This is a genomic window from Vibrio sp. 1CM8B (assembly GCF_023161685.1).
Classification (GTDB): domain Bacteria; phylum Pseudomonadota; class Gammaproteobacteria; order Enterobacterales; family Vibrionaceae; genus Vibrio; species Vibrio coralliirubri.
In genome coordinates this window covers 84863-109931 of the sequence record NZ_JALNTU010000003.1, presented here as the reverse complement: position 1 = coordinate 109931, position 25069 = coordinate 84863, and the positions used below count along the sequence as shown (strand labels likewise).

The window sequence follows — 25069 nt, the reverse complement described above, 5'->3', positions numbered from 1 at the left end:
TTAAGCATAAGGATGTATAAAAACAAGGAATGTTATGTCTGCATGGTTGTGCTTACTGGTAATCGGATTGAAACACCAGCGAGTCGCAGTATTATCCGCAATCTTGTCTCCACTGATGTTGTCGCTGTTCAGTTTGAACGCTTATGCCAAGGAGCAAGATCCTAATATCAACTCTGATATTTCAAAGACCAGATCTGTAGCTTCACACGTTAGCTCTGACGCTTTACCTATCGGCTCTAAAGCCACCTATGTCGGTTCGGAAGCGTGTGTTGATTGTCATAGTGAAGAAGTCGAAGCGTGGGAGGGCTCTCATCATGATATGGCGATGAAGCATGCTACAGACGAATCTGTATTAGGCGATTTCAACGATCAAACAGTCACTCATGACGGTAAACCCAACCGATTTTTTCGCAAGGGCGAAGAGTTCTGGGTCAATATCGAAGGGCCAGACGGCCAATTCCAAGATTACAAAATCAGCTATACCTTTGCCTTTGAACCACTACAACAATACATGGTTGAATTTGAAGACGGCCGTGTACAGTTGATTCCTTTCGCTTGGGACTCTCGAACTGAGGGCGAAGGCGGCCAACGTTGGTATCACCTCTATCCTGACACCACCAACACTGATGAATTCTACTGGACCAACAGCGGTCAAAACTGGAACTTCATGTGTGCCGATTGTCATTCAACGAATCTAGAGAAAAACTACGACAGCGCGAGCAATACTTACAACACTACTTGGTCGGAGATTAATGTCGGTTGTGAAGCCTGTCATGGCCCTGCAAGCGAGCACGTTGAGCAGGCCAAGCTAGCCAAAGCTAACGGCGGAAAGGATGCTACAGTCTCGGCGCATTATGGCTTTGATCGTGACTTGTCGAAGTCGGTCAAAGAGTGGATCTACCAAGAGGGCAACTCAACCCTGCAACCAAAAGACATCATCCATACCAACCAAGTTCAAACCTGTGCTCAATGCCACAGTCGACGTACTCAGTTAAATGAAACGGGTGACCACGTTAACGGGTCATTCTTTGATAAGTATCGCCTGAGCTTAATTACCCCTGAGCTTTACCACAACGATGGTCAAATCTACGATGAAGATTACGTTTACGGATCTTTCCTTCAATCCGTGATGGCTGAAAAAGGCGTCACATGTACTAACTGCCACGATCCCCATACCGCTGAACTAAAAATTGCGGAAGAAGCCGTGTGTAGCCAATGTCACATTGCATCAGAATACACGCCTGAGAAGCACACCTTCCACGAAGCGAATACTGAAGCTTCACAATGTACGACTTGTCACATGCCAGAGACGACTTACATGGAGGTCGATCCAAGGCGTGACCACAGTTGGCATATCCCACGTCCTGATATTAGCCAACACATTAAAACGCCGAACGTGTGCACTAGCTGTCATGAAGACCAAACCGACCAGTGGGCAGATAAGCAAATTGGTGAATGGTTCCCAGATTCTAAGTACCGTAATCAGCAGCACTTTGCCGTTGCCTTTTATGCAGACTCAATAGGACATCGAGGGGCAGAGGATGCTTTGGCGTATTCGGCTCAGGATTCCAGCTTAAGCAATATCATTCGAGCATCGAGCTTAGAACGTTTGGGCGGTAATACGGGCAAGAACACGCTTATCTCGCTGGCAAGAGCGGTGAAACATGATGACGAAATGATCCGTTTGGGTGTGGTGCAAGGCTCGTCTGGTTTCCCATTTACTGATCGTTGGCAGATTCTAGAGCCGCTACTGAAAGATCCTGTATTGTCGATTCGTTCAGAAACCGCAGGCGCATTAGTGCGTTACTGGGGAGAAATGAACCCTTTGCAGAAAGACCAAATCAAACCTGCACTGGAAGAGTACATTGAGATACAGCAATTTAATGCCGACAGAGGGTTTGGACGCACTAACCTAGGAAATGTTTACCGAGATTTAGGTCAGCACGATAAAGCAATCGAATTCTATTTAGGTGCTATCGAGATTGAGCCTTACTTCGAAAACAGCTACGCCAACTTGGCGGATTTGTATCGAGCGCAAGGTAACGAAGCAAAAGCGTTGTCGACTTTGAAGCAAGGTATTGAAGCTCAGCCTAAATCGAGTGTTTTACCATACAGCACAGGACTGTCTCTGCTTCGTGTAAAAGATTACGAACAAGCAACAGACTACCTTAAACAAGCCGCTGAAACTGCGCAAACCGACCCACAATATTGGTATGTGTACGGATTGGCTTTGGAAAAATCAGATGTGCTTGCAGCTAGTAAATCACTGCACAAGGCTTACCAATTTAGCCGCAACCCACAGCACCTGTATGCCCAGTGTGAAGTGTTGGCGCGAAACAGCCATATACCGGGCGTACCAAAGGCGTTTGAGCAATGTATTTCATCATTGAGCAAAGTGGCACCGCCGGAAGCCATTAACCAATTGAAAGCTAGGTTTAAATAAAGCGATGAGGTGAGCTTGGCTATCGAGCTTGCTACTTATTCCGCTTGTAACCAATTATCGCGTTTATAACTAATAGTTATGGGGCTTGTGAGTAGGATGTACGCAGCCAGATTGAATTAAGGGAAGACCTATGAACCATGCGCAACAAGCAATAAACCAACTGATTGAACAAACAGAGAAAAGTGTTATCGGTCAGAGCCACGTCGTTCGGGCTCTGGTGATAGGGTTATTGACTAATGGCCATGTGCTTTTAGAGGGACTTCCCGGTACAGCGAAAACTCGCTCAGTAAAATCGCTGGCGAATCTACTGAACACCAGTTTTGGTCGAATTCAATTTACGCCAGACCTGCTGCCATCTGATGTGACGGGCACAGAGGTGTATCAAGAGCTTGATGGAAAGCCTCAGTTGCATTTCCAACCGGGTCCTATTTTCAACAGCATTGTATTAGCCGATGAAGTGAACCGTGCGCCTGCAAAAGTACAGGCTGCTCTGCTTGAAGCGATGGCGGAAGGGACGATTACTGTGGGTGGTCAAACTCATATTCTGCCAGATCTGTTCATGGTATTAGCTACGCAAAACCCAGTTGAGCAAGAAGGTACGTATCCACTCCCTGAAGCTCAAATGGACCGTTTCATCATGAAAGTGACGGTCGACTATCCAGAAGATGAAGCTGAACGCGACATCATTCGACTTGTGCGCAGTGAGGAACTCGGTAGCGAAACCAGTTCAGAATTAGTCACGCCACAACATATTGAACCTGAGTTGGTACTTGAAGCTCGTCGCCAACTTCCAGACATTGCCGTTTCCGATTTGGTTGAGAACTACATTGTGGCCTTGGTGATGGCGACTCGTAAGCCAGAGCGTTACCCAGAATCAAACTTGTCTAAATGGATAGAAATTGGTTCAAGCCCGCGTGCTTCTATCGCATTAGATAAATGTGCTCGCGCTTATGCATGGCTGCAAGGACGTGACCATGTCACGTTAGATGATGTGCGTGCCATGTTGCCAACCGTGTTAGGTCACCGATTCTCGCTGTCTTATGATGCATTGGCCGATGGTGTTGACCATCAAAGAGTGGTTGAAGAACTGCTCGATAATATCGAGATTGGATAACTAGGGGGCGTCATGGCGAAGCCAACACAAGCTCCCAGATCGCAAGGCCTTGATCCACGACTGTATTGTGATTACTCAAGGTTAGTGCGAATTCAGGCTCAAGCTGAGTCGTTTTCGCTACTGCCTCATCTAAAGGCGGGCAGCGTGCTGTCGGGTAGACACAACTCATTGTTCCGAGGTCGAGGTTTGAATTTCGAGGAGCTACGTCACTATCAACTTGGTGATGACATTCGTAACCTTGATTGGAAAGTCACGATGCGAACAGGTAAACCTCATGTTCGTAGTTATACCGAAGAGAAAGACCGTAATGTGATGATCTGTGTTGATCAGCGCAGCTCGATGTTCTTTGCGTCTCAAAATACCATGAAATCCGTTGTGGCCGCTGAAGTCGCAGCATTGTGTGGATGGCGAGTGCTGAAAGATGGTGACCGTGTCGGCTTCGTTTTAGCCTCACATCAAAAGCTCTTTCATACCAAAGCGCAGCGTTCTCAATCGGACTTATTGGCTCAGCTAAAACATCTTACCAAAGCCAATCAAAGCTTAGGTGTCAGTGTGAGCGACAGCCAAGGTGTTGGGTTTAGCCAGTGGATTGAACTGATAAAACGAATGAGATTAAAGCAATCGACCTTAATCTTTATTAGTGATTGGCGAGATTGCCAAGAGCAACATCTTGACCGACTAAAACAACTGCAACAACACAACGACATCTTAGCCATTATGGTCACCGATCCATTAGAACAATCTTTACCTCAAGATTTGGCAAGCGCAAACTGGGTGGTGGGTGATGGTCGCTTTCAACTTAATCTGGATAGCCAATCTAAGGTTAACCTCGCAAGTGAAAGCCTTGCTCAAAAAGCGGCACTCCAGAAGCAGTCGCTTGCTAAATTGATGGCGATGAAAAACCTTCCTTATATCGAATTAGACACCTCGGGCAATCACATATCACAGCTGCAAAAGCTGGTGGGAGGGCGCTAGATGGCCGTTGAACATACGCCTCCAAGTACTTATATTCTTCGCGATCTGCACGATGTCGCCATTCCCGAGAGTGTGAGCTGGATGCCGCAAACCATTGGTTGGAAGATCCTCGGCGTTATTCTGTTATTGGTCGCTATCTATCTGGCTTATCGTTTGGCGCAGAGATGGTGGAATAACCGTTATCGTAAAGAAGCGATTCAAGAGCTCATGGTATTGGATGCAAGAGACAAGAACTCAACCGAACGAACCTTCAAGGTACTGAAAGTGGTGCTTCGCTACCTAGACAGCAGCAATGCTAAGTTGTTTGGTCAAGCTTATGTGGACCGTTTGAACGCTTACCTGCCTGTTAGTGCTAACACCAGTGAAAACAGCAATGCGTTCTTTGCCAATGAAGTTTCGGAATTATGGATGCAGAGCTTAATTGACCCTAATGTGCGTTTGAGCTTTGAACAGCGTTTAGAAGTGATTCAAACCGCGATGATGTGGTTAAAGCTTCATAAACTCGATGTACAAACAAAACCGAATGTACAGGTAACGGCTGAGGGGCAAGACAATGTTTGATGTTTTATCTGCCAGCTTTGAATTTGCGCACCCGCTATGGTTTATCGCGCTGCCTCTGCCGTTGTTGGTCTACTTTGTGGTGCCAGCTTATCGAACTAAGCAAATGGCGATTAAGGTGCCATTTTTTCGAGAATTGGTTGAAGCGATTGGGGAAGCACCGTCAGAAGGTGCAAGCCAGTTAACGCCAAGCTGGTGGCAACGAACCACGCTCATTATTACTTGGGTATTGGTCGTGTGTGCGTTAGCGAAACCAACTATTCTCGGAGAGCCACAGGTTCGTGAACAATTGGGTCGTGATGTGATGGTGGTGGTCGATTTGTCTGGCTCAATGGCGGAGCAAGATTTTACCTCTAAACAAGGCGATAAAATCTCTCGTTTAGATGCGACCAAAGAGGTGTTAGCCGACTTTGCGAAAACCAGAAAAGGAGACCGACTCGGTTTGATCTTGTTTGGTGATGCAGCGTTTGTACAAACACCATTTACCGCGGACCAAGATGTATGGCTTGAATTGCTTAATCAAACCGATGTCGCGATGGCAGGGCAAAGTACCCACTTGGGCGATGCAATCGGCCTTGCGATCAAGGTGTTTGAACAGAGTGAAAAGCAAAGTGCTGCCGCTCAAGATTCAAACGTCGATACCAACGAAAAAGAGAAAGTCGTGATCGTATTAACTGACGGTAATGATACGGGAAGCTTTGTTGAACCTATCGATGCCGCAAAAGTCGCTAAGGCTAAGGGCGTTCGAATTCACGTTATTGCAATGGGCGACCCACAAACCGTTGGTGAAGTGGCTTTGGATATGGAAACCATCAAACGTGTGGCTCAAGAGTCAGGTGGCGAAGCCTTTGAAGCGCTTAACCGCGACGAACTTACCAAAGCCTACGCTCAGATTGGTGAGCTAGAACCTCAGTTATATGAAAGTACCACTTATCGCCCTAAACAGGGACTGCACCATTACTTAATGGCGATTGTTGTTGTGATGTATTTGACCGCATTCAGCTTAGCAACGATACGCCGAAGATCGCTGCTCGCTTCTTCGGCTAAGAATTTGAAAGGAGAGACTGATGCCTGATTCTCTCACGATACAACAGTTCTTTACCCAGTTTCATTTTATCCGACCGTTGTGGTTGTTGGCCTTTATCCCAATGTTTTTCCTGTTATGGGTTCGTTGGAGAGAAGAGACCAAACCAACGTGGAAAGACATTCTACCGGCACATTTACGTGATGCATTGACCATTGGTGAGACAGGCTGGCGCAAGCAGTTACCTTTGAAGCTATTGGTAGTGATTGTGACTATCGCCATCATTATCTGCTTGGGCCCAACATGGCAACGTGAAGCATCGCCTTTTGGTGAAGACAAAGCGTCGATGTTGGTTGTGCTTGATAACAGTGAATCTATGCTTGCTAAAGATTTGCCTCCAAGTCGCTTGGAACGATCTAAGCAGAAAATTAGAGACTTATTGGCCGCTCGCAAAGGCGGTAATACGGGCTTAGTGGTTTATGCAGGCAGCGCACACGTGGCGATGCCCGTCACGCAAGACAGCAAGGTATTCGAACCGTTTCTTGCGGCTATTACACCTGACATCATGCCGGTTTCAGGTAAATCAGCAGATGCAGCGTTGCCACTCATAAATCAACAATTGTCTGGTGAGTTAGGTTCGTCTGTGCTTTTAGTCTCAGATGGTGTGAATCCAAGTACGACGCGAGCTTTTGAAACCTTCTTTAACGAAAACCCGTATCAGTTGCTGATTTTGGCTGCCGGAAATGGCGATGTGGTGAGCGATAACCCTGTCGACCTAGATTCATTGCGCAATTTAGCAAACAAGACAGGTGGTCGAGTGATTGAGGTGACCGTTGACGATTCGGATATTCGACAACTGAATCAAGCCGTTGAAAGAAACATGCAGTTTAACGGCGAGTCTTCAATGCCTTGGAAAGACATGGGATACGGTCTGCTTATTCCAATGGCGATCATCATGTTGTTGTGGTTTAGAAAAGGGTGGTTGGTTCAGTGGTGTGTGGTTGGTGTGCTGATTACGGGTTCCTTCTATTCACCGGATACCTTGGCGAAAACGGTCAGCTTAACCGCGGATAAACCCGTAGTTGAAGAGTCCCTGACGGTTTGGGATAAGACCGCTCAATGGTGGTGGGATTTATGGCTAACGCCTGATCAGCAAGGACAACGTTTATTGAATCAAAAGGAATACCTTGAAGCCGCCAAGCATTTTAAGGATCCAATGCGAAAGGGCGCGGCTTATTACTATGCTCGTGATTTTAAGCTTGCTCACAGTGCATTCCTGCAAACCAAAACTGACCTTGGTTTGTACAATGCAGCCAGTGCGTTAGCTAGGCAGCGTGAATACCTTGCGGCGCGAGACCTTTTGAAGTCACTAAGCGAGAAAGAGGATCTGTCACCAGAACTAAAAACGGATGTGGAAAATAACCTTGCAGTGCTTAGCGGGATTGTCGAAGAGGTAAACCGAACCAGCGAAAGCCAGTCTGGAACCACAGATGGCCCTGAAGAATCTTTAGAACTAGAAGACGATCAGCCGCGAACGGGTGATGGTGCTGAAGAAGAAACGGTAGCGGAATTGATGCTTAAGGAAACGCTGAATGCCAATGAAATATTGGGCAGTCAAGAGCTTGCCGACAAGTGGTTAAAACGAGTCGAAGCGGATCCTAAATTCTTCTTGAAGTCGAAATTTCAAATTCAATTAAGAGACCCTGCACCTTCGATAGAACAGACACCGAAACAGGAACAGGCATCAAAACAGGAGCAAGCACAATGAGTCGATACGATTTAGCGCTTGAAGCGATTCAATCAAAGGGCGCGCGATTCACAGCCCGTACATGGTTGTTGTCGATGACTCTTATGTTGAGTTGGTTTTTTCCTGCTGTTGCTTCTGCTGCCGATATCTTCGATCTGCAAAAAAGTGGTGACGTTGAGCTTATCGCTTGGGTGGGCGAGAAACCCAAGTCAGGCGACAAGATAACGCCGACCAAAGTCAGCGTAAATGAGCAGGTCATTCTGAACATTGAGGTGGCGACACCGCGCTGGTTAACAGGCGGCACTCGAATTGGCAGTATCGAAATCCCTAACGTGATTGCTAAGCAGCGTAACCAACTCGCGACGAACTACACAGAAAGAGTCGGTGGTACTACATGGTCACGTCAGCGTTGGGAAGTGACGCTTTATCCGATGACTTCCGGTGAGTTTGTTATTCCAACCGTGCCGGTTCATATCCAAGTTTCTGCTCCTGATGGTTCAAACGTGGGCGGTACGCTTTACACGCAGCCGATTAAGTTTGAAGCTTCGTTGCCTTCAGGTTTACTCGATAATGAAGCGCCTTGGTTTTCTGCGACAGAAGTAGATGTAGAGCAACAATGGCAACGCTCGAGTGACGAGTTAAAAGTTGGCGGTGCCATTACTCGAACTATCACGATTAAGGCAAAAGACAGCCTTTCTGTGTTGCTGCCAGGTGTGCTAACCAATGAGTCCACTCAGCAGTTCCAAGCTTACCCACAACCCAACCGTTTGGATGATACTCAAGAACGAGGTGATTATCGCTCAAGCCGAGTTGAAGAGACGGTATATGTGATTCAACAAGGTGGTGAGTTTACTCTGCCGGAGTTTTCATTTCAGTGGTGGGACAGTAAGAATCAACGGCTTGAAAACGTGGTGATTAAAGGGGATGTGTTTGAAGCGAAACACACAGTCCAATCTTTCATCAAGGCCTACATGTCGGTGTTTATTGGTGTTGGTTTGGCGTTGTTAGCCTGCATTGCGTTGATTGTTTCCGTAAAGCGTTACTACGCAAATCGCCCAACACCGAGTTGGCTGGTATTACGTCGTTTACTCAAGCAAGGTAATTGGGCAGCATTAAGAACCTTTATCTATCGTCAATTGCGAAGCGAAACCACTCAGTTGGAACTGAATAAAGCGCAGCTAAGTAAAGAGCAACTGGGTAAAGCGAACGAACAAAAGCGTTGGCTAGAAGATAGCGAAGCCCTTCAACAAGGAAGTGAAGATAAAAACGTATTCACTCGTTTATGGAAAGGGTTACGTAACTTGCCCAACGACAAATCAAGCCAGAGTAAACCTCGTTCAATTGCCGCTCGCTTGAAAATCCCTAAAGCCTTGCCAGACTTAAAAGATAGAACTAAGTAGCAAACTTTAGTCATTCGCATCGAACATAATCGGCAGGTTCTCTACTATGGGGAACCTGCTTCTTTAATATGGAACTGTATGAAAAGTACCGAACTAAATCTAATTCCTATATTTGTTGCTATCTATGAAGAGCAGAACTTATCTAGGGCTGCTAATCGCATGGATATAAGCCAACCAGCAGTGAGTAAAGCACTTGCAAGGTTGAGAGATATCTATGATGAACCACTGTTTCATCGCACCACATCAGGCGTAGAGCCAACCACATTCGCTATTGATATCTATCCTGCAATGGCCGCTGCACTTAAAAATTTCACTTCTACCTTATCCGCATCAAGAGACTTCGATCCTAAAACCTCAGGCCGCGTGTTTTCCATTGCCTGCGTCTCGGCCGCGAGCTATGAAATGATGCCAAAAGTCATGCGGTTAATCAGCCAAGTTGCGCCAGGTATCGCGTTAGAGGTTCATCCTCTATTTACCGAAGACTATGAGTCCGATTTAAGGCTGCAAAGACACGACGTGATTGTTGATATGACGCCTAAAGGAAGAACCATGCTTAAGCACGAGGTGATTTCTACGGAAGAGCTGGTCGTGGTGTGTAGTAGTGATCATCCAACGGTTGGCGATACGATCGATATGGAACAGTTCTTAGCACTCGAACATGTGGTTGTATCAAGGTGGCATGCGCGCAAAAGCTTATTGAGCTCTGAACACTACAGTGACCTTGAGAAACGTAGAATCGTGTATCGCGCAGCGGGCGTTGTAGAGATGCTGCCTGTTATCGAAGGCTCTGAGTACATCGGTGTAATGCCTATTTCATCGGTGCGTTGTTTCGCTGAAAAGTACGCCGTAAAAACACTGCCATTGCCCTTCGAGTTGGAAGACCTCGATATGTGTATGATTTGGCATCCAAGCCGTACCAATGAACCAAGCCATAAGTGGTTACGAGCTAAGATCAAAGCGGCAGCAAAAGAGTTATCAAGTTAGCCTATACAAGGACATAGCCATGGAAAGCATTCGCGCGATTTTAAACGGAAAGAAAGCCAATATCCCGGAATTAAGGAAAGCCATCTTTGCGGCGAGGGACAATGATATTGACCTGCAAGTTAGAGTGACTTGGGAATCGTCGGATATGTTCCGTTTGGTAAGCGAGGCAATATGCGATGGTGTTAAGCGTCTGATTGTGGCGGGTGGCGATGGAACGTTGAATGAAGCCGTTAACGCGCTCAACCAGTTCCGTGCGAGTGAAAGACCACAACTGGCGATTATCCCCATGGGCACGGCGAATGATTTTGCTACCGCAACGGGAATACCTAATGATATTTCGGGTGCTTTCGAACTAGCGCTGGAAGGCAAGGCGTTTGCAGTGGATAGCGTGCGTGCGAATGACCGCTACTTTATGAATGTCGCTGCGGCGGGTTTTGGTGCTGAAGTCACAGCTGAAACGCCAGTCGAGCTTAAAGATTTTCTCGGTGGCGGTGCGTATACGTTAACAGGGGTGGTGAAAGCACTCGGCTTTAAGCCCTACAGTGGCACGTTGACCATAGACAAAGGCAGCTTTACCGGCGAGATCCTTGTTGGTGCTTTTTGTAATGGTCGCTTAGCGGGTGGAGGACAAGAGTTAGCGCCTAATGCATTGATTGATGACGGTTTGATGGATCTAACTTTAGTCAAAACTTTCGTGGCTTCTGATTTGCCAAAAGTCATCGAAGAGCTCAAGCATCCAGCCGACGACGGCAAGTACATTGTCCATATTCAAGCTCGTTGGTTAGAGATCGATTTTCCTCAGTCACTGCCCATTAACCTTGATGGTGAACCTTATCGTTCCAACCAAATACGTTTTGAAGTCATGCCATCCAGCATTTGTTTGGTGTTGCCAGAAAACAGTCCTTGTTTGGTGAAAAACCGGTAAACCACTTCGGTTGGGTAAACGGAGTGATCGACCGATAGGGTTATTCACTCCGCTAAGATTCGTTATGCCTCTTTTTGCGTTTGCTCTGAATTAAGCAAGAAGTAAGACAACCAGTCATCAATCGGCAGAGGACGCGCAAAGAAATAGCCTTGAGCGTATTTACAACCGATCTGACGCAGTGTCTTTACATGACTCTGGGTTTCAAGGCCCTCTGCAATCACTGAAAAGTCGAGTATTTGTGCGAGTTTAAGCACCGCACAAGTAATCTCGTAATCAACCTTTGATGAGTTAATATCTTCAATAAAGCTTCGATCCAATTTTACGCAATCAGCCGAAAGATTCTTCAATACCGACAGTGAAGAGTAACCCGTGCCAAAATCATCGATAGCAATCTTATAGCCTTTAGAATGAAGCACCTCAATGGTTCTCGAACAGGTTTCAAAATCACGCATCATGTCTCTTTCGGTAATCTCAAGCAGCAATTGGTGAGGTTGGCAATCCGTTTCATCCAGTATCACTTGTAGTTGCTCGGCGAGGTCTGTCATATAGAACATTCTCGCTGAGAAATTGATTGAGAAAATCACGCCTTGCAGGCCTATTCCCGCACGTTGCCATTCAGTGATCAAGTTCGCCACTTTCTTAAACACCCATTTATCGATGTCGATAATGAGGTCACTTTTCTCCGCCACTTCAAGGAAATCAATCGGTGGCAGTAAGCCCAATTTAGGGTGTCGCCAGCGAATAAGTGCTTCGGCGCCAATGATCCCTTGTGAATCTAAGTCGACTTTAGGTTGGAAGAACACTTCAAGTTCGTCGTTAGCAATCGCTTGATGAAGCCCAATGTTGGTTTCGATTAAGTCGTTCACTTCATGAGTCATTTTATCCGCGTAGACTCTGTATTGATCTCTACCGTTCCGTTTGGCGTGATACATGGCGGTATCTGCGTTGCGAATTAAGGTTTCACGATCCAAACCATGAGTAGGGTACTCACACACACCAATACTCGCGGAGACGAAGATAGAATTATCATCGATGTAATACGGCTTTCTTAATGCTTGATTCAAGCGATCCGCGATCGGTTCACCTTCTTCTAAGCCAATGTTGGAATACACAACCAAGAACTCGTCGCCACCCATTCGAGCAACAAAGCCTTTATCGCCGACTAAGTTATTCAGAATGTCAGAGACATTGACTAATAAGTTGTCTCCGGGCGCATGCCCTAAGGAGTCGTTAATGGTCTTAAATTCATCAATATCAAGATAAAACAATAAGAAAGAGGCGTTGCTCTCACTGGATTTTCTAATCTCTTCATCCAATTGTTTGGTGGCCAACAGTCGGTTAGCCAAATTCGTCAGTGGATCATGGTGTGCGAGGAAGTCGAAGTTCTTCTTCTCTTCTGTGAGGTCGAGGTAGGCCTCGGACAGCCTTAAAGCCATGTCGTTATAGGCTTTTTCTAAGTGAGACCATTCGTCACTTCTGCCCAAGTTGATTGGGTTTTTGAGGCTACCGGATTCTAAACGGTCGAAGCCATGTCTAAGTGCATTGAGTGGCTTTCGAATGTGGTGTCTAACAACGTGGCTAACCAGCAACATCGACAGCACGACGGCTGAAATGCTGATAACAATCGCATTGAGCCTTGATAGACCAATCTCTTGTTCAAGCTGGTCTGTCAGTTCTAAGGCTTGGCTTTGTACGCGTGATTCGGTTTTTTCTACCATCTCCAACAAGTCACTTTGAGCAACTAGCAGTGATGCCATCACCAACCAACGCTGTTCCAGATTCGCTCGTATGCGTTTCAAAGCCGCGTTGTATCGTTTCACTGTACGATGAATTCTTTTCTTCTCAGCAATCACCGCTGACGTTTCGATATCGACGTTTTCTAAATGGAGCAAAAATATATCGAGCTCCTTCTCGACTTCGATAAGCAGGACTTTCTCCGTTTCTGGCGTGATACGGCTGTGAATGTCACCGACCATTTTCCCCGAAGTGAGAAACGACTCTCGTAGCATGTTGATGAGATCTAATTCATTGTTATAACGAATGAAATTAGGTTGGTCTAAGTGCCTTAGCTTGCTGTCGGCGATTGCAAATTCGAGTTGATCAAGTTGCTCGGCTAACGCAGCGTCGATTTGATTGGTCTGTTTTAGAATTCGATTCAGTGCTAGCGAACTGCCTAAGAAACGGTGGAAATTATCGATAAAGGCATCGATCTTTTGCGAGAAACCTTCGTTGGTCGAAAGATCTCTCAGTCGTTGCAGTTGGAAATCAACATTGAACGCTTCTTCAGACAGCGTGGTTTCGCTGAACAAAAAAGTTTGTTCCAGCAGCTTAACTCGAGAGGTGAGCGTAAACACGCGACGACTGATTTCAGAGTTAACGATCAGATCTGATACGTGTGTCGAGGTTTCCGTTTTGAGCGTCGACTCGACGTAATAGAGCGAGCGGATCACCATGATGACCGCAAGGCTCACAATCAATAGCGAAACCAGATTCGAAATAATGAGCCGTTGGGTGATGTTTATCTGAGGTAGTTTCATTGTGGCTTCCAAATTTTCAGATACGCTTCACGGTAGCCATTTTTAGGGTCGTAGATGCCTTTGTCTGACTGGCTGATGAGTTCTTCAACATTATCGGGCGTGACGAGATGCACAGGGGCAGAGTAGCCACTCGGAGGCATCTGGTTGAATGCTCGATTGAGCTCGTCGACAATTTGCCAACCTTGTAGATATAAGGGTTCAGGTACTGTCGCCAGTTGGAATTGACCGCTATTGATTCTTTTGTACGCGGCTTTGCTGCCATCGCCCGCTGAAATGTTTTGTGGTATTAGCCGATACTCTTCGAGATTAGATTCCAAAGAGGGGATCGCATAATCAATGTAGAGGTCGTTGATGGCTAAGATGTGAGTGATTTTCTCGTCATATTTATCATCTAGGTTCTTCAATGTTGCAGGCATCTGCTCGGCAATTTTATCGAGCGGTAAGTAGTTCAACTCAAGTACATCACAGGTACTGCAACGCTTGATGGTGTTGACCATCGCGTTGGCTTTGATCATCGCAATTTCATAGTTCGGGTCGGTAAACACCACGGTTTTTGCTCGCCCGTTTGAGTTAACAATCGCGAGTAGCGCGGCCACTTCCGCCACATCGAGAGGGTCGGTGGTGATGTTGGTGTATAAGCCGATTTCAGGGTTGCCACCGACCAGCTCAGTCGCGTGCCAGCCAATAACAACGATTCCGAGATCTTCCGCTTGTTTCAAAATGGTTTTGTGTCGAACAGCGTCAATGCCGCCAAGAACAATGGCATCGGGTTCAAAGCCAATCGCTTTTCGGATAGCTGCACCTTGGCGTACTTCTGAGCCTAAGCCATCAATGAACCTCAGATGCCAATTGATGTTTGAAATCGCCTCAGAGATGCCTTTACCCACCCCGTAAACACCGCCATTACGTAAATCAGACGCGACAAAAATAACGTTTTTTTCATGACGCACCACAGGGCCTTGCATTGGGCCATCCCAAGTTCTCTGGTTGGAAACCGCTCGCATCACTTTTTCTTCAGCATATTGGAAGAAATCGTCTTCATGATTACCCGCAAAACTCTGAGAGTAGCAAGTAGTAGCGAGCAACAAACCCGCAAAATTTAATCTCTTATTCATATGGCTTATAAAACGCTTTAACTTATAATCGCCCTATATTTATAATATTGTTAATAAACATTCAAACATTTGGTAACAGTTATGCCGGGTCAACTTTATAAAAATATTTTACCAACCCTACTGACAGCGTGTTTTTGCCTCCCTTTGTACGTCAATGCTGACGGGGTAAGGTCGGAGGCTGATGTAAAGAAACTTGAAAAATTTCAAGAGACTGTAAGTGGCGAGCCAATTTCATTAGCTCCGATGTCGGTAGAAAAACCGGTAAGAATTGCGCTGATTTATCCAAGTGCAGATATTTCTGACTTTTGGACAAGAAATTACACCGCACTGAAGGAAAGGCTCATCGCTTTGGATCTGCCTTTTGAGATCAGTGAGTTTACTTCAAGGCAAATTGAGCACTCATTACAGACCCAATACATCGAGCAAGTCCTGAATTCTGAGACGCCTTATGACTTCGTCATTTTTGGCCCTTCTGAACTGGGTATCCAAGCCGGCAACATTCAAAAACTGTCCGCTTCCAAAGATTTCAAAACCTTTATTTGGGCGTTTCACACACCGAATGAGCAATGGAAACATCAACCAGACAGCTGGTTTGATTTCTCCAGTTCGATGGGTGCTGAGGTGCTTTGTGACCATGTGGTGAAAGAACTCGGAAATGAAGTCGAGTTTTCGGCTAATCGAGGAATCCCGGGAATAACAGATACTCAACGTTCACAAGGTTTCATTGATTGCGTAGAAGAAAAAGGTGATTGGTTAACGGTGTATGAGCACTTTGGGCAATACCAGAAGATAGGTGGCGCTGACGGGATTCGTTTGGTGCTCGGTAACTTCCCCGAAGTGACCATGGTTCACAATGCTAATACTGCGATGACCATGGGAGCGGTGGATGCTTTAAACAAGGCTGACATGTTGTCTGAAATCTATGTGACGGGTTGGGGCGGTACTGCGAAAGAAATAGAAAAGATTCGTTCCGATGAATTAGACGCGACGCCTATGCGAATGAGTGATGACCTTGGTGTGGCAACGGCCGAAGCGATTAAGTTTCACTTGGAAGAGCGAGAGGCAGAAGTCCCGTTGGTTTACTTAGGTCGTATCACCGTTGTGCACAACAAGATGAATGACGACCAATTAAATCAGCTAACCAGAGAAGCGTTTCGTTACTCGGGCAAGAATTAGGTTCGATTCAATCTATCCGTTATCAACCAAAGAGCCGTTTATCTGTTTCGACCTAGTGAGTCAGAATTAGATAAACGGCTCTTTTATTGAGTGGGTGCTGGATTCGAAATCCAGCTCACGAAACCTTAGAGATTGAGTCTACTCCGTGATCTCTTGCAGCACTTCTCCGATTGACCCACTTGGTTGGGTGATTCCCAGCTTGTTCGACAGTGTCGGTGCAATGTCATAAGGCGTCACTGCTCGCGATACTTTCTGAGCTTCAACATCGTAACCTGCGAAGATCACCGGCACATGTGTGTCGTACTTCCACGGAGAACCATGTGTCGAGGCAATTTGAAGGCCTTCCATGTCGTTAATGTAGCTGCGCGGTGCAAAAACTACGTACACGTCGCCAGAACGAGCAGGGTGATAGTTGTTTTTGATTAGCTGCATTACATGCGTATCCGGTACTCGGTTAGCCGCAATGTCACTACTTGATACAGCAAACGCAACACCTTTCACTTTTGCAATTTCATCAGCAATGGCTTCTTGCACCTTAGCCAGATCAAGCTTCTTCTCTGCGATTAGATCATGATTCAGATAGATATAAGGTTGTGCGTACAAGCGAATCGCGTCTTTGGTTAGACCAAATTCATCCTTCAATCGTTTCTCAACACCACTCGAGAGTAGTGTGTCTTTATTGAAGTATTGAGCTTGATTGAAACCAAGCGCATTTGCCGCAGGTGAAGATTCAGGTACACCGTGATCGGCAGACAGCACAATCAATGTGTTTTCTAGCCCGACTTGGTTATCAACGGTCTTGAAAAGCTTAGCGAGAGTCTTATCAAGTCGGATAAGGTTGTCTTCTGTTTCTAGGCTTTCAGGGCCGTAAAGGTGCACCACGTAGTCGTTTGATGAGAAACTTACAGATAGATAATCAGTCACGTCACTTTGACCAAGCTTCTCTTGCATCAGCAAGGTGCTAGCGAAGTTTTCCGTGATCTCGTCACCAGCAGGGCTGACGGTTAGGGTGGTGCTGTAGTACTTGTAACTTGCCGGGCCATAAGGATGAGGGAAGGTGCGTTGGAAGTTACCGAGTTTCACTTTGTGTTCGGTATCGTGTTCTTGCAACGTGTACTTATCACGCGGTAATGAGAGCTCCCATTTCTGTTTGGAATACTGAGCAGCAATCGCTTTCTCGTTCCAGCGTGATACCCAATCTGGATACTCGTCGTAGTAATAGTTACTGGTGACAAACTCCGATTGTGCTTTGGAGAACCAGAAGGCTTTACCACTGTGTCCTGCCAATGAGATTGCGCCGCGGTCTTTCACTGATACACCAAACACTTTTGATTTGCCACTATTGGAAATCGTCAGTTCGTCACCAAACGTGGTGGAGAGTATTGGCTCTGGAGAGCGACCATCGCCTTGTGCTGTCTTCTGCGTTGGGTCGATCTCTGTTGCTTTATCGACACCCGCACCAGAGGTCAGCATTTGGTAGTTACCGTCTTCTACGTTATACACCAAACGTTCTTCGCTACGGTCGTACCAAACGTTACCTACCATGCCGTGTACGCTCGGTGGAGCGCCGGTTGCAAGCGATACATGGCCCACGATCGTTTCCGTGTTGCCATGTTGGTAGTTCGCGTTGGTGTAGTAAGTACCATCATCCATTAAGTACCGGAAACCGCCTTCACCGAAGTTGTGCTTATATCGTTCGATTAAATCTGCGCGCAGGCCATCTACCGTGATTTGAAGGACTAGATTTGGCTTTTCCGCAGCTGAAGCTGGAAGAGCGCAGAGTAATGCGAGGGTTAGTCCTGAAAGCTTGGTGTATTGCATAGAGTTTCCTTATTCACTGTTGCCGCTGAGTTCTAGTGTTTGGCCAGATTTCTAACGTGTGTGCAGTGCGAATCGTATTTTTAGTATTGTTGGTGACGATTAGTGAACCATAACCTTCGGCGTCTTTAGTTAGTTCGCTTCGTTAGCTAGTTCACAGCTTTAGTTCGTATCCTTAACTAAACGCAGGCCCATATCTGACATAGTGATCGATTGGCTTGCGAAGTCACGACGGTAACTTTCAGATTCATTTTCGTCATAAGCAAAGCTGCCACCGCGAACCGATTTGTGCGATAAACCAACGTCGCTGTGTTTTGCGTTGTTAGGGTTGTCTGTTGGACCGAATCGGTAGAAGGTGTCATCGAAGGCATCGATAACAAACTCGCCCACGTTTCCTGTCATGTCATATAAGCCTAGTTCATTTGGTTTCTTTAGCCCGACTGGATGTGCGCTATTTTTAGAATTTGCTGAGTACCACGCAACATCATCTAAGTTATTGGAACCACTGTAAGTATAGCCTTTACTTTTGTTGCCACCTTTGGCTGCAAATTCCCATTCAGCTTCAGTTGGTAGACGGTATTCTTCACCCGTAAGTTCGTTCAATTGCTCGACGAAGTAGTTCGCTTGTTGCCAGCTAAGGTTATTGACAGGAACTTGTGGGTTTTGGAAATAACTGAGAGATGAACCCATCACCGATTCGAACAATTCTTGAGTCACCTCAAACTTCGCTATGTAGAAACTATCTACAGTTACATTACGTGCAGGACGCTCTGCTTTGGTCGCTTCTGGATCGTTCGACCCCATGGTGAATGTGCCGCCTTCAACCAACACCATCTCTTGGTCAATTTGTTGGGCGATGGGGTGTGTAGGCACGCTTGCACAGCCACTCAGAAGAATAGTCATAGTGACGCTGCTAATTGTTGCTAACTGTTTGTAATTAAGAAATTTCATCACGTGCCTCAGATGTTCGAAATAGGGTCTAATTCTAACGTTTAAGGTCATTCCTATTGGTTATAAAGGGTATAACATGTTACTTGATCGAATAGGAATTATGATGGCTCCAGAATACTAAAATAGGTAGGTAAATCATGCATATTACTCAAGGTCCACAATATAACGGTCAAGCGTCTAAGCGCTTGCATGTCATGGCTAAGCCGATTGGCGCAGCATGCAACATTGACTGTAAATATTGTTACTACCTAAGTAAGCAAGATTTGTTGGAGTACAAGAAAGGCAGTTCTCCAAGAATGGATGATGAGACGTTAGAAACCTACATCCGACAATACATCGAAGGTCAAAACACGCCAGAAATTATCTTCTCATGGCAGGGCGGTGAACCGACAATGCTAGGTTTGGCGTATTTTGAACGCGTGGTTGAGCTACAGAAAAAGTACCAACCTGAAGGTGTATTGATTTCAAACGATTTACAAACCAATGGTACTTTGCTGAATGATGATTGGGCTGAGTTTCTTGCGAAGAATAACTTCCTGATCGGTTTGAGTATTGATGGTCCTGAAATGCTGCACAATGCCTATCGTGTTAACAGAGCTGGCCGTGGCACATTCAAACAAGTGATGGCGGCCGTTGAGCTGCTGCACAAACACCAAGTGAAGTTCGCAACGCTTACCTGTGTGAATAACCTCACCAGTCAAAATGCACTTGAGGTCTATCGCTTCCTACGTGATGTGGTGAAGTCACCGCAAATGCAGTTTATTCCTATCGTTGAACAGAAAACATTCCGAACGGTTGCACCACAAACATCCCAAGTGAGCGAACAGCTCAAACAAGGCGACAAACGCCTGATCCCCGGCCATAAAGATTCGATCATGGAATCGTGGTGTGTGTCGGACTTAGCTTGGGGTAACTTCTTGATTTCTGTGTTTGACGAGTGGGCCAAGAACGACATCGGCAAGGTGTTTGTTCAGTATTTTGAAGCGAGCGTAGAAACATGGATTGGACGTCCGAACCCACTGTGTACCTTGAATGAGATATGCGGGAAGGGCTTGGCAATGGAGCCAAATGGCGACGTATTTTCATGCGACCATTATGTTTACCCTGAATACAAGATTGGCAATATTCATCACGAGAAGCTTGATGACTTAGCGTACAGCGCACCACAGCAAAAGTTTGGCTTTGCTAAATCACGCACACTAACCAGTCAATGTCAGCAGTGTGATTACAAGTTCGCTTGTCATGGTGAGTGTCCTAAGAACCGCTTTATCAAAACTCGTGCAGGCGAACCGGGCTTGAACTACTTATGTGCAGGTTGGCACAAGTTCTTTTCTCATGTCGATAAGTCGATGGCGTATATCGCTCGCGCGATGGGGCATCCAGTGGCTCATGGCAAATTCAGCGACTCAGTATTGATGGCGCATCGAGCAAAACAGGCGCAACAAGCTACGTTCGAGACCAAGTTTTAACTCGTTCTTTGGGTCAACAGTTCCAAGAAAAATTTAATCAGATACGAGTCTAAGGACAGGCTAAGTTCTCCAGTTTAAGGTAATACTATGATGAAGAAGAGTTTAGCGACGGCTGTTGCTTTATTGGTTTCAACGTCCGCATTGATTTCAACGTCTGCGATGGCTGCGAATAGCGTTCAACAAACGGTTGACGCGCCAGCACAAAATATCAATCAAGTGCTTGAAATGACGGACACTCAAACCCGTATTCAACAATTGTCTTACATGGCACAAGATCAGAATCAATCTGTTGAAAATCGTACTGGTGCACTGCAAGAGCTTGCTTCATACCCAAGCCAAAATGCGCTGGTGGCGGTGGCAAGAGGCTTAAAAGATCAAAACCCTGAAGTGCGTGAAGCGGCGGTTATCGGTTCTGAACCTTACCAACTGGAACATCGCTGGGCGTTAGTTTCACCTCTGCTAAAAGACAGCGATACCATGGTTCGCCATACGGCAACGTCAAACCTAGTCCGTGACTTCAATGCGTTAGATGACGAGCAGAAAGCACAAATTGAACCACCAGTCACAGAGCTTATTAGCTTCTTGGAAACGCAAGAATCTGAAAAGTACCAATTACTGTTTGCTGATGTGCTTCGATGGCACAACGATTGGGATAAGGCGGAAACGGTTTATCTAGAGCTGATCAATACTCATCCCAAAGAAGCGCAAGTTTGGTTGAGCTACGCAGATAATTTTCGTGCGCAGAACAAAGACAAACAAGCAGTCGAAGTATTAGATCGTGGTTTGGAGAGCGTGCCAAACAACGCCGCGCTGCACTATTCGAAATCGCTGACTCTGGTTCGCCTTGAAGACAAAATTGCGGCAGCCAAAGAGATTGAAGTGGCTGCGAAGCTAGCGAAAGATAACAGCTACTACTGGTACCTAAATGGGGTATTACAAGAAGAGTTAGATATCGACAAGTCGACTAAATCGTTCGAGAAAGCGTATTTGATCTCTGGTTCTCCAGAGCAGTTATACGCGGTATGCGATATCTATGTGCGCTACGGCAATGAAAAGACCGATGATTGCTTAGGTGAGCTAGGTAAAGTAGCTCCTGACTATGTTATTGAACAGTTGAAAGATAAACGAGTAGCGCCAAGCTCATAATATCCTAATGAGTAATTAGCGAAGCCTATAATGAAAAGCCAGTCGACACGTTCGACTGGCTTTTTCGCATCCATGAACTGCTTAGACGAGGTTCAAGCAACTAAAGACAAAATAAGGGCAAGACTGTTACTTGCCCATTTCACTTTATTATTCACCCATAGAGCTTGATGCACGGCGTCTGTCGGTCGCGCCATAGATCTTGCCATCTTTGACTTCAATGGCATTCAAGCCACTAACGACTGGAATGACATGCACCGGATAACCGAGCTGCATGAACTCTGGTACTAGCATTTCAGCGTAGGTTTTCTTTTCGACGAGTAAACCCGTTGGGTCATAAGGTTTGGTGCGATCAATCTTGGTGCCGTATTGGATGTTTGGAAGGTCAATGGCTTCTTGCGCAGACAGATCCCAATCTAGAACTCCTACCACGGCTTTCAACACGTAACCCGGAATTTGCGAACTGCCTGGTGAGCCGACAACTAAACGCAGGTCGTCTTTTTTATCCATAACCATTAACGGTGTGATGGCGGAACGAGGTCGCTTACCTGCTTCGATAGCATTTTGAGTCGGTTTACCGTTTATAGTGGGTTTGGTGGAGAAGTTCGCCATTTGTGCGTTAAGAATTACACCATCGACCATTACTCCTGAACCCATACCTGTGCCGACGGTGCTAGTCATAGCAATGGCATTACCGTCTTTGTCGATAATGGATATGTGCCCGGTATCTTGGCTCTCAAACCCTTGATACTGAGCGTAATCAGTATCGGATAACTTGCCTGCTTTCGGGTTTGTTTTCGCAATGCCACTCTCAGGAATGAGCTTACGTCGCTCATCGATGTAGGCTTTGTCGAGTAGGGCAGCAACTGGCGCTTCGATGTAATCTGGGTCACCGGCATAAGCGATGCGATCGGCCTTAGCGATTCTCATGGCTTCGGTCATCAAGCGCCAAGGTTCAACATCGGTTTTAGACATGTCTGCTAAGTCATAGGCCTCTAACATTTCAAGGCTTTGAGCAACCATCACGCCACCAGAGGCTGGATAACCGAACGAGACAATTTTGTTGCCTCGGTAGTCGCTTTCGATAACCTCACGTTGTTTGACTTGGTATTGTTCAAAATCTTCGATAGAGAGTTTTGCATGGTCGGCGTCGATTCGGCTGTTAACCGTTTTAACGATGTGCTTACCAAACTCGCCACCATAAAGGTACTTGTCGCCTTGTTGAGCAATGTTGCTCAGAGTGCCGGCAAGCTTTGGGTTCTTCATCAATGTGCCGGTCGGTTTGATTTGGTCGCCATTCCAATACAGGGCTTCGATTTCTGGATCTTCAATCAATCGTTCTTGTTCACGAACCACGATGTCGTAGGTGTAGCTGTTCATCGCATAGCCCTTGCTTGCCAGTTCAATTGCGGGTTGAACAAGCTCAGACCATGGCAGTTTTCCGTATTGTTGATGAGTGCTATAGAGCAAACGAAGTGTGCCGGGAACCGCTACAGAACGAGCCCCTAAAATCTCGTTTCGACTTAGCGCTTCTCCATTTTCCATGAACATGTCTGGAGTAGCAGTTGAAGGGGCTTCATCTCGTCCATCAAGTGCGAGGAATTGATCTTTGTCTTTTTGGTAAAATAGCGCAAAAGTACCACCGCCGATCCCTGTCATATCCGGTTCAACCACCGACATTGTCATCTGCATCGCCACCATTGCATCGACTGCATTACCGCCTTTTTTGAGTATCGAATACCCAGTGCTGCTTACGTATGGATTCGTTGCACTTACCATAAACTCTTCGCCAGTTTCGTCTGGCGTAATTGGAAAAGGATTTGGCTCAGCCGCGAAACCGACCGCTGAAACCAAACTTAAAGATAAAGTCGCTATTCGCATGCGTTCTCCGTTTAAGGTATCTGTTTATTCGCTCTTAGGTTGACCGAGTAAGGGCGGTGAAGTTCGTGAGTTTGCAGCCTTCTTACACAATATTGACGGCTCTGACATTAATCGCCAAATCACCTAAATGTTTCTGTATTAAAGGATAGTTAAGACCAATGTTATGGCTTGTTAAGCATGACAATTCAAAGACATAAAAAAGCCCAAACTGTTTGATTAGCTTGGGCTTTTATTTCTATAGACGATGATTTTTACGCATGATTAGAAAACGAAACTCAGCATGATGGTGTAAAGGACGGCATCTTTGTCATCAAAGGCACTTCGTGGATAGAACTCTTCGACAAACGCACCGTTTGACTTGCGAGCTTCGAAGTATTGCACTTCACCATTGATAGAGACGTTTGGTAACACATCGTAATCCACACCAATTAGGTAGCTGTTTCCTGTTAGGTGTTCGTGAGAATCAAACTCTGCTCCGTAAACGACGTATGGAGTGAATAAATCTAGTCTATAGCCCAAACTCGCGTACATCGAGGACGAGAAGTCACTGATCTGTCCTTCACTTGCAAGCACCGCTTGACCAAATTCATACTCAGCACCTAACGACCAAAGTTGGATGTGTTGGTTATCTGCTGTTGGGAGGGTACCAACGTTTTTAATCTTTACTGTTTGGTCAAAATTTGAATCTAGGAAAGATAAATTCCAACGATAATTTTCACCACTCAATTGAAGGTTGGCACCTAACATTCGATTGGTTTCAAATTCCAGCTCTGTACTCGAATTAAAGTCGACTTCGTTTTTGTCTTTTATACCGAAGAAGGGGGAGAGTAATAGCGTTGCTTCGTCACTGACATCATGAGTCCAACTCACTTTAATACCATTGAACGCAGTAATGCCTAAGACGGAATTGTATACCTCTGTCGGTGGCCTTGCTGTCATATAGGCTTGGCCCACATAGTAGTACTCAGAGGCAAGGAATAATGGTAGTCGTAATCGACCAACGCTGACATCAAAGTCATTAAATTCATAACCTAAGTAAGCCCACTCTAGCTGAGGCTCACTCCAATCATATTGGGGGGGCTTTACAACTTGCACGGAAGCTTTGAATGAATTGTAGAAGTAATCGAGTTGAACACCAAATGTGGTATCACAGTCGTAACAGCTCTCATCAGTAAAACCGCGGTTGATGATTAATGGATTATCGTTATCCGATGTTGCCCAAGACGTTGAGCCAAAGCCACTCAAGGATAAATTATCGGTAAGTTCGATATTCGCAAAAGCCGGAGAGGCCATTGAGGCACATAACACTGACGTAATTATTCTTTTCATATTATTTCTCCGAACTTATAACGTAGAGAACGTTGGCATTTTGAGGAACCGAAGAGAGTGGGGAGTAACCAATACGGTTTGGTTTGTCATCAAGCCAGTCCACTAAGCTGTCGGTTGATGCCGTTTTGATTTCTCTTGGATAACGCGCTTTTCCTGAAAAAGATAACCCAGCCCAATGTGCATTCATTTGAGCGGCATTTTTTCCAAGTAAAAGCTGATAAAATTGTTCTCTTTCGGCGCTGTTCTCAGGCCAGTCTGATAGTTCTACACGTTTGCCATTGAGGCGCTTGGTTTTTCCTCGGTATAGCTTTCTCGCTTTGTTTATCGATATTTCTTCAAACCCAGAGTCTAAAGAGAATATGGCGTAATCTTCTGCGGCATGAGCGGGGCTGAGAAGAAGTAAGCTTCCTAACAGCCCTATCACTGCGGGTAGCAGCGCTCTGCACGAGAGTGTTTTAATTGTTTTGATCCAATCCATTG

The 25069-nt window shown here is 45.9% G+C and carries 19 protein-coding genes; 12 read left to right on the top strand and 7 right to left on the bottom strand.

Annotated features, from left to right (window positions below; genetic code table 11):
* Window positions 1-34: 34 nt before the first annotated feature.
* The 9 genes from MSG36_RS06965 to yegS all read left to right on the top strand — a co-directional run bounded on the left by MSG36_RS06965 (window position 35) and on the right by yegS (window position 11170).
* Window positions 35-2443 (top strand): tetratricopeptide repeat protein, encoded by a 2409-nt coding sequence (locus tag MSG36_RS06965; RefSeq protein WP_248366881.1) that lies wholly within the window; start codon window positions 35-37, stop codon window positions 2441-2443.
* 130 nt (window positions 2444-2573) lie between these two features.
* The gene (locus MSG36_RS06960) at window positions 2574-3557 is read left to right on the top strand and encodes a MoxR family ATPase (RefSeq protein ID WP_048608533.1); all 984 of its coding nucleotides are present in this window, start codon (window positions 2574-2576) and stop codon (window positions 3555-3557) included.
* A 12-nt stretch (window positions 3558-3569) separates the two neighbouring features.
* Entirely contained in the window at window positions 3570-4532 is a 963-nt protein-coding gene (locus MSG36_RS06955) for a DUF58 domain-containing protein (protein WP_061038363.1), read from the top strand.
* Window positions 4533-5093 (top strand): DUF4381 domain-containing protein, encoded by a 561-nt coding sequence (locus tag MSG36_RS06950; RefSeq protein WP_248366878.1) that lies wholly within the window; start codon window positions 4533-4535, stop codon window positions 5091-5093.
* Window positions 5086-6165: a VWA domain-containing protein gene (locus MSG36_RS06945; RefSeq protein WP_248366876.1), complete on the top strand. Its 1080-nt coding sequence runs from the start codon at window positions 5086-5088 to the stop codon at window positions 6163-6165. The genes MSG36_RS06950 and MSG36_RS06945 overlap by 8 nt, the downstream gene beginning before the upstream one ends.
* Entirely contained in the window at window positions 6158-7882 is a 1725-nt protein-coding gene (locus MSG36_RS06940) for a VWA domain-containing protein (RefSeq protein WP_248366874.1), read from the top strand. Before MSG36_RS06945 ends, MSG36_RS06940 begins: the two co-directional genes overlap by 8 nt.
* Window positions 7879-9261, top strand: a complete 1383-nt coding sequence (locus MSG36_RS06935) for a BatD family protein (RefSeq protein ID WP_248366872.1) — start codon at window positions 7879-7881, stop codon at window positions 9259-9261. The genes MSG36_RS06940 and MSG36_RS06935 overlap by 4 nt, the downstream gene beginning before the upstream one ends.
* Before the next feature lie 78 nt (window positions 9262-9339).
* Window positions 9340-10245: a LysR family transcriptional regulator gene (locus MSG36_RS06930; protein ID WP_017064697.1), complete on the top strand. Its 906-nt coding sequence runs from the start codon at window positions 9340-9342 to the stop codon at window positions 10243-10245.
* 19 nt (window positions 10246-10264) lie between these two features.
* On the top strand, window positions 10265-11170 hold the full coding sequence (yegS, locus tag MSG36_RS06925) for a lipid kinase YegS (RefSeq protein ID WP_048608524.1): 906 nt from the start codon (window positions 10265-10267) through the stop codon (window positions 11168-11170).
* A gap of 62 nt (window positions 11171-11232) precedes the next feature.
* Here yegS and MSG36_RS06920 read toward each other — a convergent pair whose 3' ends face one another.
* On the bottom strand, window positions 11233-13707 hold the full coding sequence (locus MSG36_RS06920; protein WP_050633488.1) for an EAL domain-containing protein: 2475 nt from the start codon (window positions 13705-13707) through the stop codon (window positions 11233-11235).
* Window positions 13704-14822, bottom strand: a complete 1119-nt coding sequence (locus MSG36_RS06915; protein ID WP_248366870.1) for a substrate-binding domain-containing protein — start codon at window positions 14820-14822, stop codon at window positions 13704-13706. Before MSG36_RS06915 ends, MSG36_RS06920 begins: the two co-directional genes overlap by 4 nt.
* An 81-nt stretch (window positions 14823-14903) precedes the next feature.
* Here MSG36_RS06915 and MSG36_RS06910 point away from each other — a divergent pair, with 81 nt between their 5' ends.
* Complete coding sequence (locus MSG36_RS06910) at window positions 14904-15998, top strand: substrate-binding domain-containing protein (RefSeq protein ID WP_248366868.1); 1095 nt, start codon at window positions 14904-14906, stop codon at window positions 15996-15998.
* 138 nt (window positions 15999-16136) lie between these two features.
* Here MSG36_RS06910 and MSG36_RS06905 read toward each other — a convergent pair whose 3' ends face one another.
* The gene (locus tag MSG36_RS06905) at window positions 16137-17819 is read right to left on the bottom strand and encodes an alkaline phosphatase family protein (RefSeq protein ID WP_248366866.1); all 1683 of its coding nucleotides are present in this window, start codon (window positions 17817-17819) and stop codon (window positions 16137-16139) included.
* Window positions 17820-17978: 159 nt separating this feature from the next.
* Window positions 17979-18767 (bottom strand): SUMF1/EgtB/PvdO family nonheme iron enzyme, encoded by a 789-nt coding sequence (locus tag MSG36_RS06900; RefSeq protein WP_048608517.1) that lies wholly within the window; start codon window positions 18765-18767, stop codon window positions 17979-17981.
* 137 nt (window positions 18768-18904) lie between these two features.
* Here MSG36_RS06900 and MSG36_RS06895 point away from each other — a divergent pair, with 137 nt between their 5' ends.
* Both MSG36_RS06895 and MSG36_RS06890 read left to right on the top strand, forming a co-directional pair.
* Window positions 18905-20236, top strand: a complete 1332-nt coding sequence (locus MSG36_RS06895) for an anaerobic sulfatase maturase (RefSeq protein WP_248366863.1) — start codon at window positions 18905-18907, stop codon at window positions 20234-20236.
* 87 nt (window positions 20237-20323) lie between these two features.
* A complete protein-coding gene (locus MSG36_RS06890) occupies window positions 20324-21382 on the top strand; it encodes a HEAT repeat domain-containing protein (RefSeq protein WP_248366861.1) in 1059 nt (352 codons plus the stop codon).
* Window positions 21383-21529: 147 nt separating this feature from the next.
* Here the strand turns inward: MSG36_RS06890 and ggt are convergent, their stop codons facing one another.
* The 3 genes from ggt to MSG36_RS06875 all read right to left on the bottom strand — a co-directional run bounded on the left by ggt (window position 21530) and on the right by MSG36_RS06875 (window position 25067).
* Window positions 21530-23260, bottom strand: coding sequence for a gamma-glutamyltransferase (ggt, locus tag MSG36_RS06885; protein WP_248366859.1), 1731 nt, complete (start codon window positions 23258-23260; stop codon window positions 21530-21532).
* A 261-nt stretch (window positions 23261-23521) separates the two neighbouring features.
* A complete protein-coding gene (locus tag MSG36_RS06880) occupies window positions 23522-24589 on the bottom strand; it encodes a sulfate ABC transporter permease (RefSeq protein WP_248366857.1) in 1068 nt (355 codons plus the stop codon).
* Window position 24590: 1 nt separating this feature from the next.
* Window positions 24591-25067, bottom strand: a complete 477-nt coding sequence (locus MSG36_RS06875) for a hypothetical protein (protein WP_017094534.1) — start codon at window positions 25065-25067, stop codon at window positions 24591-24593.
* Window positions 25068-25069: the final 2 nt, after the last annotated feature.

What these genes read in the sequence shown, in the direction of transcription:
- yegS (WP_048608524.1), top strand. Translation starts at nt 10,265, where the DNA reads ATGGAAAGCATTCGCGCGATTTTAAACGGAAAGAAAGCCAATATCCCG.
- MSG36_RS06935 (WP_248366872.1), top strand. Translation starts at nt 7,879, where the DNA reads ATGAGTCGATACGATTTAGCGCTTGAAGCGATTCAATCAAAGGGCGCG.
- MSG36_RS06900 (WP_048608517.1), bottom strand. Translation starts at nt 18,767, where the DNA reads ATGAAATTTCTTAATTACAAACAGTTAGCAACAATTAGCAGCGTCACT.
- MSG36_RS06915 (WP_248366870.1), bottom strand. Translation starts at nt 14,822, where the DNA reads ATGAATAAGAGATTAAATTTTGCGGGTTTGTTGCTCGCTACTACTTGC.
- MSG36_RS06960 (WP_048608533.1), top strand. Translation starts at nt 2,574, where the DNA reads ATGAACCATGCGCAACAAGCAATAAACCAACTGATTGAACAAACAGAG.
- ggt (WP_248366859.1), bottom strand. Translation starts at nt 23,260, where the DNA reads ATGCGAATAGCGACTTTATCTTTAAGTTTGGTTTCAGCGGTCGGTTTC.
- MSG36_RS06955 (WP_061038363.1), top strand. Translation starts at nt 3,570, where the DNA reads ATGGCGAAGCCAACACAAGCTCCCAGATCGCAAGGCCTTGATCCACGA.
- MSG36_RS06940 (WP_248366874.1), top strand. Translation starts at nt 6,158, where the DNA reads ATGCCTGATTCTCTCACGATACAACAGTTCTTTACCCAGTTTCATTTT.
- MSG36_RS06905 (WP_248366866.1), bottom strand. Translation starts at nt 17,819, where the DNA reads ATGCAATACACCAAGCTTTCAGGACTAACCCTCGCATTACTCTGCGCT.
- MSG36_RS06950 (WP_248366878.1), top strand. Translation starts at nt 4,533, where the DNA reads ATGGCCGTTGAACATACGCCTCCAAGTACTTATATTCTTCGCGATCTG.
- MSG36_RS06895 (WP_248366863.1), top strand. Translation starts at nt 18,905, where the DNA reads ATGCATATTACTCAAGGTCCACAATATAACGGTCAAGCGTCTAAGCGC.
- MSG36_RS06920 (WP_050633488.1), bottom strand. Translation starts at nt 13,707, where the DNA reads ATGAAACTACCTCAGATAAACATCACCCAACGGCTCATTATTTCGAAT.
- MSG36_RS06910 (WP_248366868.1), top strand. Translation starts at nt 14,904, where the DNA reads ATGCCGGGTCAACTTTATAAAAATATTTTACCAACCCTACTGACAGCG.
- MSG36_RS06875 (WP_017094534.1), bottom strand. Translation starts at nt 25,067, where the DNA reads ATGGATTGGATCAAAACAATTAAAACACTCTCGTGCAGAGCGCTGCTA.
- MSG36_RS06880 (WP_248366857.1), bottom strand. Translation starts at nt 24,589, where the DNA reads ATGAAAAGAATAATTACGTCAGTGTTATGTGCCTCAATGGCCTCTCCG.
- MSG36_RS06930 (WP_017064697.1), top strand. Translation starts at nt 9,340, where the DNA reads ATGAAAAGTACCGAACTAAATCTAATTCCTATATTTGTTGCTATCTAT.
- MSG36_RS06945 (WP_248366876.1), top strand. Translation starts at nt 5,086, where the DNA reads ATGTTTGATGTTTTATCTGCCAGCTTTGAATTTGCGCACCCGCTATGG.
- MSG36_RS06965 (WP_248366881.1), top strand. Translation starts at nt 35, where the DNA reads ATGTCTGCATGGTTGTGCTTACTGGTAATCGGATTGAAACACCAGCGA.
- MSG36_RS06890 (WP_248366861.1), top strand. Translation starts at nt 20,324, where the DNA reads ATGATGAAGAAGAGTTTAGCGACGGCTGTTGCTTTATTGGTTTCAACG.